This is a genomic window from Arcicella gelida (assembly GCF_034931025.1).
GTDB lineage: Bacteria > Bacteroidota > Bacteroidia > Cytophagales > Spirosomataceae > Arcicella > Arcicella gelida.
Map to the genome: position 1 here is coordinate 189,768 of NZ_JAYGIL010000008.1, position 8,728 is coordinate 198,495.

An 8,728-nucleotide genomic window follows, 5' to 3' on the forward strand; every position below is an offset into this window, starting at 1 on the left:
GTATCACATTTATCTAGTATTCTGAGGAATGCCCCCCAGATTAATCACATTGTCAGGGATAGGCCAAGTATATAAATGTTCTTGCTCAGGAGTTAATTCATATCTTTTGTTCCCCAGTACTCTAACAATCTTTTTTGCATAAGCAGCTTCAGTTCTTAACCTTCTCAGGTCGCTCCATCTTACTCCTCTGAAGATTAAACTCTTTCGTCTTTCATGTAGAATCTCCGTCAGGATGTTTTTAGTATTTTCCATGGTTTTAGCTTGATAAGCCCCTTTTTGATAGCGATGAATCAGTAAGTTATTAAGATCCCTCAGGGCATCCTCATGATTTCCTAGTCGCTCATTGCATTCTGCCCTAATAAGATAAACCTCATCAAGGGCAGGAAATGGGTTGTAGGTGGCATAACCATTGTAAGTACCTTTAAAAACATAGTATCCATTTGATGTTGAAAAATAAGTAGCAACTCTTAAATCTCCAGCTTCGTAGGAGCGTAATAAAGTAGTATCTATTTTTAGGAAAGAAGCAAAAGTCTGCGTCCTAATCATGGCATCCAGCAAAGGTTGCTCAGTATTGCCACGTGCATACAAGGGAAAAGGGAAATTTAAACTACGATTCACCTCACTATAGGCTATTAATACATCCGAGATAGACAAACACTTTTCCACCTGCTGCTTGGCCAGTGCATATTCTTTCATTTGTAAATAAGTTCTAGCTAGTAGTGCATACGTAGCTTGCTTAGAAGGACGAGTCTTCTCCTCTGAAATGGCAGGAAGTAAGGATACAGCCTCAGAAAGATCCTGTACAATTTGACTGTAAGTATCTTCAATAGTTCCCCTTACATTGGGCTGATTAATATCCGATGCAAGCCTAATGGGAATTCCCATTTTTTGCTTAGCCGTCTGCTTTTGATAATCATCACAGAAAATCTGAGCCAATTGGAAAAACTGCCATGCCCTCCAAAACAAAGCAGTTCCCTTTATCCTGTTCGATTGTACTTCATTTTTTGAGTTTCGTTCAAGCTTAGTCATGCTTTCCAAGACCATATTGGCATAGAGAATTTTCTGATAGGCATTATTCCATCCCGGACATTGCTGTCCTTCGTAGATGTCTTTAGCCCAGACATAGCCATTTTTTTGATAAGGGTTAGTCAGTGAATTCCAATCTGTTTCATTCAAATAATAATCATCCGTGCCAAGCTCACCCATGATTAATAGAGCATTGGCATTGAGCAAAGTAGTATTATCCATTAAAGCATCTAAGTCTTTTAAAGTACTCGGTACCGCCAGCTTACGATTGGGTTCAATTTCCAAAAAATCCCCATAGCAGGCATTCATCAAGAGACTGAGTACACAGAAGCCTACACAATATAGGATTGAATAAATCTTTTTCATGTTGTTAAATTTTACGTTTAAATGTCCATTTTGAATCCCAAAGAATAAGTTCTGATGGGAGGGTAGTCTGAGGTTGGGAAATCTGGGTCTAAGCCTACTTGATTGGCACGCCACAGTATCCCAACATTATTGACATACATGAAAACAGAAACATTGCTGAGTCCTAGTTTAGGAGCAGACAACTTATAACTAAGATTGATGTCTTTTAACCTCAGATGCGATCCGTTTTCAATCAGTGTTTCATTGCTTAAATAAATATTATCCCGAGTAGTATTGGCAGTAAGCGTAACTGCTGGAACGGAAGTCTGTAATTCATCCCCTGGAGATTTCCATCTTGCTTCATAATCCAGGTGTCCCCCACCATAATTAATTAGATTGGAATAATTGATACTAGTTCTTCTGAAGTTGTAGCCAGTTTTATAAACCAGATTAACACTAGCAGTCAAACCTTTCCAAGTAAAAGTATTTCGAATACTACCAAAGAATACTGGCACAGTAACCCCCATTTCCTTGAGATTACTTTGCTGTAATGAAGCCCAGTAGGCAGCATAGTTTTCGCTCAGACTACCGCCACCAGCACCAGTCTTGCTATCATACACCTGCATAGCCCCCGTAGTGGGATTTAGCCCATACCAAGGCAAAGCATAGAGTATATCTAAAGACTTACCTTGCGTTGCAGGCGCACGCCCAGCGTTGGAGGCAGGAAGAAAAGAAAGCAGGGTAGGCGCTTCCGCTGCATTGTATTTGGTTACCTTGTTCTGTGTCCAAGAGCCGAGTAGTACAGCTGACCATTTAAACCTACCCGTAGTAATGGCAGCATTGATTTCCAAATCTGCCCCTTTGGTAAGGAGGTTAGCATAATTGATTCGGTTGTCGATGGTGTATAAACCAGAAGGAGATTGGAAAATACCCGTCGTAGGATCTAGGAAATCATAACCGATGAGGTCTATTCCAGCCTTTTCATAATACTCCAAACTTCCTCTCAACCTATTATGAAAGAAAGAAAAATCAGTAGCCAAGTTCCAGACCACTACTTTTTCCCAACGTAAGTTAGGATTGCCGGTAGTGCTTATACGTGCATAAGGATAATTAGTAATCACTCCAGATGACAAAGAGATATTAGGAAGGGCACTTACTTGCTTATTGATATTTCCATTCACTCCATAAGTAGCCCTTAATTTTAATAAGTCAATAGACTCACTATTTGATAGCCACTCATCTTTTACATTCCAAAGCAAACCCACCGACCAGAGCGGAACCCCCTTTTGGTTAGTGGCTACGCCAAAAATATTCGAGGCATCCCAGCGACCACTGAGAGAGAGCGTATATTTCTTATCGTAAGTATAAACCAGATTAGAGAAGTAGGAGAGATAACGGTCAGTCAAATACCCAATATCGTTGATAGGAGAGGGGATTCTCCCCGAGGAAATAGGGCGTAATTGATAACTCGTCTCATAATTGAGATAAGAAGCACTCGTCAGTATTTGGTCATCATAACCGTATAGTAAATATCCAGGACCCGATTGAGAGCGGTCTTGTCTGACTTCTGCTCCAGCGAGGGCATCCAATTGGTGAAGAGTCTGAAAAAAACCATTGTAATTGAGCTGAACTCTTCCATAATGACTATTGCCACTGGTTTGATTCCCCGATAGAATCCCACCAGAAGGAATCACACTGTTGCCATTCGCTTGGGTAAATCGGTTCACAAGATCTCTGACGTAATAAGTCTCTGGAGCGTAATATTGGCGGGATGCTCCTTGTGCAAGACGAAACTGATATTTTACTTCCAAGGCTAGCGAAGGAATAAGGGTATAACGTAAGCCAGCATTCAGCCTTGTTTCATTATTTTTAGAAGTTTTATCAGAAAGAGCAAGTTCATCAATGGGATTAAATTGCCAGTTGAGTAATCCTTGAGATGGAGCAGCAGCAATGTATGTTTGGCGGTATTTATAAGGAATACCAACAGACATTCCAGAATCATCCCTAAGGCTTGTATAAGACTGAATGGCACCACCTTCCCGAGGAATGAGGTCAGTTCTCTCCAGTCCGTTATTGCTAAAATGCTGGAGGGCATAATACAGACTCGTAAAGAGTTCTAGTTTTTGATTGAATCGGTAAGTAAACTGATTATTGAGGGTTATTCTCGAGGAACTAAACCCAACGTTCCCAGAAAGGTTTTTGTCCAAACCAAGAGAGCTGATATATTTCAGGTTATTATTCCCCCCTGAAAAACTTAAAGCATATTGCTGATTCAGACTCTTTTGATAAAGATTAGCGAGCATGTCTTTTCTAATGTCCTTTGTGGCTAGCCCTTTCAATTGCCGCTCCATTTCTTCAGCTGAGAGCTTTCCTTCTTGTTTAGCAATCTGTATCTCAATTGCCTCAGGGAGTAAAGTCCAGTTATTTTGCTGAAAGCCACCCTGTGCAAATCGTAAACGTTGGAAATCAATGAGTTCCTGTGAAGCCAAGAAGGAAGGATTATAAAACAAATTCGGCTTTTCACCAACCGTAAAATTCGACTGAAAGCTAACGGAAGTTTTTTGATTGTATTTTCCTTGTTTAGTATTAATGACGATGACCCCGTTTCCTGCCCGAACACCCCAAATGGATGCCGCTGCGGCATCTTTAAGAATAGTAATATCGGCTATATCATTCGGATTGATACTATTAATATCCCCTTCATAAGGAAAATTATCTACGACAATTAGCGGAGCAGTATCAGAGAAGATACTACTCACCCCTCTGATTCTAAGCTCTGAGGTGGTTCCTCTGGGTGTGACAGTGCTTCGATAAAACTGAAGAGCAGGCGTAACCCCTTCTAAACGACTGATGATGTCGGGGCTAACACTCCTGTTGATTAGCTCATTGCTGATATGAGTGAAAGAACCAGTGGCACGCTCCCGACTGATTTTAGTATAGCCGGTAGAAACGACTACTTCATCAAGGGCAAAGGATTCTCTGTGCATCAACAGACTTTCAGAGAGTGAACGACCATGGTCAATAAGAAGGACTATGGCACTAAAACCAATACTAGAAATGACAAGCGTATCAGCTGGGTACTTGCTCAGGATTTCAAAAGAACCATTGGCATCCGTGATGGTACCAGTAGCAGCCCGCACCAGCCTGACAGAGGCACCTTGTATCGGATGAGTGTCTGTAGCATCCAGCACCCTGCTTTTTAATCGTTGGGCATAAAGCATGGCGCAATTTCCCAGCAATAACATGAACAATAAGAAGAGTTTTTTCATTAGCTTGAAGATTAAGGATAAGGATTAGATGAATAAGTTAAAGATTAGCATATTTCACGATGATGACTTCTATCTCTTGTTCCTGCAATACCAAATCAAGCCCAATCTTATTCAGCTCCTGTTTGATAGCGGGGATGGTAAGATTTGCTTTGTTAAGCCGAATGGATACATTTTGTGCAGAGCTTGTCTTATCAATGATAGGATATGGCTGTTGTGCCAGTACAGCAATGATGTAATTGGTGAGTTGCTCAGTGGGTTGGTTTTTCATCACAAAGTAGTTTTCAGCCCTTAAGTTTTCCTCTTTATCAGAAGAGAGGGAAACAGATGATGGACTATCTCGATTGATAATCGCATAACAAGGCAATTTCTTTTTTCCCAAGACGGCGATGATTCCCTTTTCAAGCCTGAAATAGCGGTTGATGTCTTGTTCCATTAACTGATAGAGTGCTTTTCTTGAAATATTCAGGGAAGAGTCAATGGCTAGTTCGTAACAGTAGGAATGTTCTTTTAGCCATTGGTAGTAAGCTAAGTCATTTTCATAAATACCTGTTTTTTGTAGGTGTGTACCCATCAATTCTTCTTTGAGAGAATCAGTTATCTCCCAAACGATTCGGTTGAATCTACCAGCGTAAGGAATATCGAGCCTGAACATTTCATAAATAAGGCTACGGAATGGTACATTATAAGCCCGAATATTGGTAGCATTTCTAGTGATTCCTCCGATATTGACATTGATGCGTTTGGAGAGTAAAGACCGTATTCGGGTATCCTTTAGACTACCCCCGTTTCCATCCAGAAAGAGAGGAATATCCCGATTAAAACTAACAGGCGGGGTAATTTGTGAGAGGACGAAAGCCTCTCCGTTTAATGCACGGTGTAGATTATAGGTATTGGTATATTCTAAAGCAGCAGACGCTCCAAAGAACAGACCATTTCTAATCCATATTTGATGAGGGATACCTGTATGGGGAAAATAGCTTTTTAGTAAAGTATCTTCCACCACAGTAGGAAGGCTCCAGCCCCTTTTACGAAACAGAGGAAGGGCTTTACTGCTATTTTCGTAGGTTACAGGCAGGATTACCACTGCTGAGCCAAACTGTTTTTGCAAAGAATCCAGCTTACTGAGTGATTTAATGCAGGGAGCACACCAAGTAGCCCAGAAGTCTAGGATGATTAGTTTATCCTTATAGTCACTGAGTTTCAGGCTTTGTTTGCCTTGGGGGTGGTTAGCCACTTTTAGGGATAAATTCCAAAGCTCAGGTGGGATATTGTCTCCCACCTTCAGCGCTTGGGCGGTTAGGAAATGTACAGATATGAAAAAGTAAAGGCATAGCAATGCCCTTACGCAGGTTTTTGCGTTCATGGGTTTAGTTGTTAGAGTTGAAGTGAGGTTATTTAGTTAGAAAAATAGAAATAGTATCTGTATGACATTGAGAATATCATGACAGTATCAATATTATATGGGAGGCTTCTTGATATTTTTGTAAAATTGTTTTTTACCAAATTCTTTGGATGTGTCACATTTGAAAATAGTATTTTCCTCTTGGCTTCTTGAGCAAAAGTGATAGGAAGGGCTGTATGAAATATTTTCTGACATAACCAATTATGTAATTGACTCATTACAAAATTAATTTTAAGTCCCTTAATAGAGAAAAAATATTGGTTGACCATTACGTTGATTTGATTGACTTTTACTATATTTGAGAAAAATAAACAATTATGGAATCAAAATTTCATCTTAAGCCAAAGAAGGTACATTTGGGAAGGAATATCGCTAGAATTAGGGCATATAGAGGTATAAAGCAAACTACTTTAGCCACTGAACTAAGTTGGACTCAACAACAATTGTCAAGCCTTGAAAAGCAAGAGGATATTGCGGATGATATTCTTGAGCAAGTAGCAGATGTATTAGGCGTTACTATTGAAATTATTAAAGAGTTTGATGAAAGAGCTGTAATATATAATATCAATAATTATAATGACATTCACGATAATGTTTATAATGCAGGGGCTTCTACGATTACTTACAGTGAGCCAAGCGATAAAATTATCGACCTTTATGAAAGGTTACTTAATTTGTTAGAAATAGAAAAATCAAAAACTAACCAAAAATAGTTTATACATTATGGGCACTTTTGAACATCAAAAAAATCATTTGGGAAGGAAGATTGAGCGCATACGTAGTTTGCGTGGAATGACACAATCTCAACTTGGAGAAAAATTAGGAGGAATTAGTAAGCAGGCTGTAAGTAAAATAGAACAAAGTGAAAACTTAGACGATGAACGACTTACAGAAATAGCCAACGCTTTAGGTGTTGTTCCCGATGGCTTGAAAAAGTATAATGAAGAATCAATTCTTTATTGTACTGCTAACTTTTATGAAGGTAGCCATTCGGTAAACACTAATATAAATACGATTATTAACGAACCTGTAGACAAAATTATCGAGCTTTATGAAAGAAAGTTCCAAATGCTAAAGGATGAAATTATTAAGGCTTTAAAAGAAGGTAAGTGATTTTTCATAGGATACAGAAGATGAATAATTAGAGAGTGTATGATGTCGTATTTAAGTGTTAAATGAAAAGTCAATACAAAAAGTACTGCAAAACCTTCGCATATTAGCGAGTTGGGCGTAATATTACAAAAACCGACCGAAACGACATTAAAGAAGCACATGACAAAATTAATTATGGGATTTTTTGACAAACTTTTTGGGAAAAAACAAGCCGAAAATAATTCGGAAAATAAAAATGAAACAGAAACTGTTCAGCTAAACAAAAGTGACAAGTTTGTTTCGACGGGCAACAATCTTGGCTATAAAATTTTAAGAAATTTAACTGACGAACAAAAAGAAAGAATTGAAAAATCTACAATTTTGTTAAGAACAGGACAACTTTATATGCACTATTGGACAGACAATTTAATTTGTACAGACAGAAATGACCAAGAATGGCAAAACAAAGTAATGTTTTTTTGGAAAGCCGAAGAACCATTCCCGAAAAAATCTCTACCGCCAAATTTTGAAAAATTTAAAGTAAAACATTTTTTATTTCAAGGCGACACTTCAAATATTTCAATACAAGTTGGACAAGCGATGCCTTGGTTTGGAATGCCTGGACTTGGAGAAAAACACGTTTGTGAAATTAATAACGAAAAAATAACAATTCCAGAGTTGTACAAACTTGGCTTTGTTGAATATATTGAACAAGTAGAATTGACAAATGAAAATTTGGAAATATTAACAGACAAAGAAAATTACCTTTTCCTAATAGATGAACGATTAACATCATTTCGAAACGGAAATTTTCATTTGGATGGACAACCAATACCAATAAATATTGCTTATAGTATTGGCGGACTTCACATTATTAAGAAAACTGGATTAGAATAACAAACAGAAAATACTACGCCCAACAACTAAGGTTTCGTGGTGGCTGAAAGCCAAACCATGAAAGAATGGTGGACGGCTAGTCTTGAACTTAAGCTGGGCGGACGGCTAGTCTAGCGGGCAGCTTATTTAATTTCTTTTATGGAGTTGTCGTTCGATTTGAAGATATTGGGAAGAGTAGGTTTTGCCTGCTCTTTTTGTTTTTTAAGGCTTGTTTCTAATTTATAGTTATACCCATGTTTTAAAGTAAGTCTTTTGAGAATTGTTAGTCTGTTTGGACAATTAAATTTAAAGGAAGAGAATTATTAGGAATGAATAAGGAAACAACTAACTTAGTAAGTACAATAAATTGCACAACAATACAAATAATACGACATCAATAGTATAACGAAAAATAGGAATAACACAAAACAATACAAAAAGTACGACAAAACTTTCGCATATTAGCGAGTTGGCGGTCAGGCTAAAAACAACACGACTAAAATATAGAACTATATGACACTTGAAGAACTTATTCAACAATATAAAACAGAAGACTACAAATTTTGGAAATACCGTGATAAAGATGGTAAAGATATTACGAGGTCACTGAAAAAGTGATACGTTTCAATACTTGGTTAAGAAGCGATTAGATAAAATTTGATTTTATTTAATCGCTTCTTTTTTTTTTGTTTACTTTTTGTGGATTATTGTGTTCTTT

General features: G+C 38.0%; 6 protein-coding genes. 3 read left to right on the top strand and 3 right to left on the bottom strand.

The features are described 5' to 3' along the window. Positions 1 to 9: 9 nt before the first annotated feature. Genes VB776_RS08785 through VB776_RS08795 form a run of 3 tightly spaced genes read right to left on the bottom strand, consistent with a single transcriptional unit; the run spans position 10 to position 5,874 of the window. Positions 10 to 1,392, bottom strand: coding sequence for a RagB/SusD family nutrient uptake outer membrane protein (locus VB776_RS08785; protein WP_323328117.1), 1,383 nt, complete (start codon positions 1,390 to 1,392; stop codon positions 10 to 12). A gap of 17 nt (positions 1,393 to 1,409) precedes the next feature. Further along, a complete protein-coding gene (locus tag VB776_RS08790; protein ID WP_323328119.1) occupies positions 1,410 to 4,640 on the bottom strand; it encodes a SusC/RagA family TonB-linked outer membrane protein in 3,231 nt (1,076 codons plus the stop codon). Between the two features lie 37 nt (positions 4,641 to 4,677). Further along, positions 4,678 to 5,874 (bottom strand): TlpA family protein disulfide reductase, encoded by a 1,197-nt coding sequence (locus VB776_RS08795; protein ID WP_323328121.1) that lies wholly within the window; start codon positions 5,872 to 5,874, stop codon positions 4,678 to 4,680. A 485-nt stretch (positions 5,875 to 6,359) separates the two neighbouring features. Here VB776_RS08795 and VB776_RS08800 point away from each other — a divergent pair, with 485 nt between their 5' ends. From VB776_RS08800 to VB776_RS08810, 3 genes are all read left to right on the top strand, one after another. Then, positions 6,360 to 6,755 carry a helix-turn-helix domain-containing protein gene (locus VB776_RS08800; RefSeq protein ID WP_323328123.1) on the top strand — a complete coding sequence of 132 codons (396 nt, stop codon included), beginning with the start codon at positions 6,360 to 6,362 and terminating at the stop codon, positions 6,753 to 6,755. Between the two features lie 10 nt (positions 6,756 to 6,765). Beyond that, the gene (locus VB776_RS08805) at positions 6,766 to 7,155 is read left to right on the top strand and encodes a helix-turn-helix domain-containing protein (protein ID WP_323328125.1); all 390 of its coding nucleotides are present in this window, start codon (positions 6,766 to 6,768) and stop codon (positions 7,153 to 7,155) included. A gap of 159 nt (positions 7,156 to 7,314) precedes the next feature. Beyond that, a complete protein-coding gene (locus tag VB776_RS08810; RefSeq protein ID WP_323328127.1) occupies positions 7,315 to 8,031 on the top strand; it encodes a glycohydrolase toxin TNT-related protein in 717 nt (238 codons plus the stop codon). Positions 8,032 to 8,728 lie beyond the last annotated feature (697 nt).